Origin of the sequence: Reyranella sp. (assembly GCF_052439685.1) — a bacterium.
In the GTDB taxonomy this organism is placed as follows: domain Bacteria; phylum Pseudomonadota; class Alphaproteobacteria; order Reyranellales; family Reyranellaceae; genus Reyranella.
The window spans coordinates 1-1,305 of record NZ_JBQVQG010000073.1; the positions used below are offsets into that span (position 1 = coordinate 1).

General features: G+C 65.1%; 1 pseudogene. It reads left to right on the forward strand.

What is annotated here, in order from left to right:
* Window positions 1–66: 66 nt before the first annotated feature.
* A pseudogene (locus tag ACT6UX_RS30385) lies at window positions 67–1,163 on the forward strand (IS3 family transposase); the annotation flags it as partial.
* Between the last annotated feature and the right edge of the window lie 142 nt (window positions 1,164–1,305).

Here is a 1,305-nt window from a genome sequence, read left to right on the forward strand (position 1 = left end):
TGACCTGCCCGCGGGTTTTCGGACCAACGATTAGTTGAGAGACTGGCCTCCGAGAGGAGGCAGGAGATGAAGAAGTCGAAGTTCACGGAAGAGCAGATCGTGGGGATCTTGCGGGAGACGGATCGGGATCCGGTAGCGACGGTGGCCAAGCGCCACGGCGTAAGCGATCAGGCGATCTACACGTGGAAGAAGCGGTTCGGGTCGTTCCAGCCGGACGATGTGCGGCGCCTGAAGCAGCTCGAGCAGGAGAACGCACGGCTGAAGAAGCTGGTGGCGGAACGCGACCTGGAGATCGAGGTGATGAAGGAGATCGCTGCAAAAAAATGGTAGGCGTGCCGGCCCGTCGCGAGCAGGTGGCGTATGCAGGGCGCCGCGGCTTGTCGCAACGACGGTCTTGCACGCTGCTGGGCGTGGCCCGTTCGGCTCTGGGTTACCGGTCGACGAAGGCCGAGAAGGATGCGCCTGTGCTGGCGCGCATGGCGACACTGAGCGCGCAGTACCCGCGCTTCGGCTATCGGCGGATCCGCATCTTCCTGGAGCGCGAGGGCCATGCCATGAGCTGGGGCCGCTGCTGGCGGCTGTGGCGGCGGGCCCGGCTGCAGGTGCCCCGCAAGCGCCCGCGCAAGCGGATCGCGACCGGGCGGCCCCGTCCGCAGGCGCCCACGGGCGCCAATCAGGTGTGGTCCTACGACTTCGTCTTCGACTGGTGCGCCAACGGGCAACACCTCAAGTGCCTGACCGTCACCGACGAGTGGACCAGGGAGGGCCTGGCGATCGAGGTCGATGGTCGCATCCGCTCAGGCCGCGTGATCGAGGTGCTGTCGCGGCTGGTCAGCGAACGCGGCGCGCCGCTCTACCTGCGCTCCGACAACGGCCCGGAGTTTGTCTCGCGGGCGCTGCTGAAGTGGATCGTCGATCAGGGTATCCGGACCGCCCTGATCGATCCCGGTAAGCCGTGGCAGAACGGAATGCTGGAGAGCTTCAATGGCAAGTTCCGTGACGAATGCCTCGGCATGGAGTGGTTTCTGTCACGTGTACAGGCCAAGGTCGTCATCGAAGCCTGGCGCAAACACTTCAACGAAGTTCGCCCGCATTCGAGCCTCGACTATTTGACGCCGGCCGAGTTCGCCGCAAAGCTTCAACACACCAACGCAGCTCCCGCTTCCGCAACGGGCCGGGGCGCTGCGCGATGCGGGGGCTTCGCGCCCCGGCCCGTTGCAACACCGTCCTTGAAGGGACAATCGAACGACCAGGAGACGCCGGTTCCTCCAACTTAACCGTGGTCCGAAGAATCAGGGCAGGTCA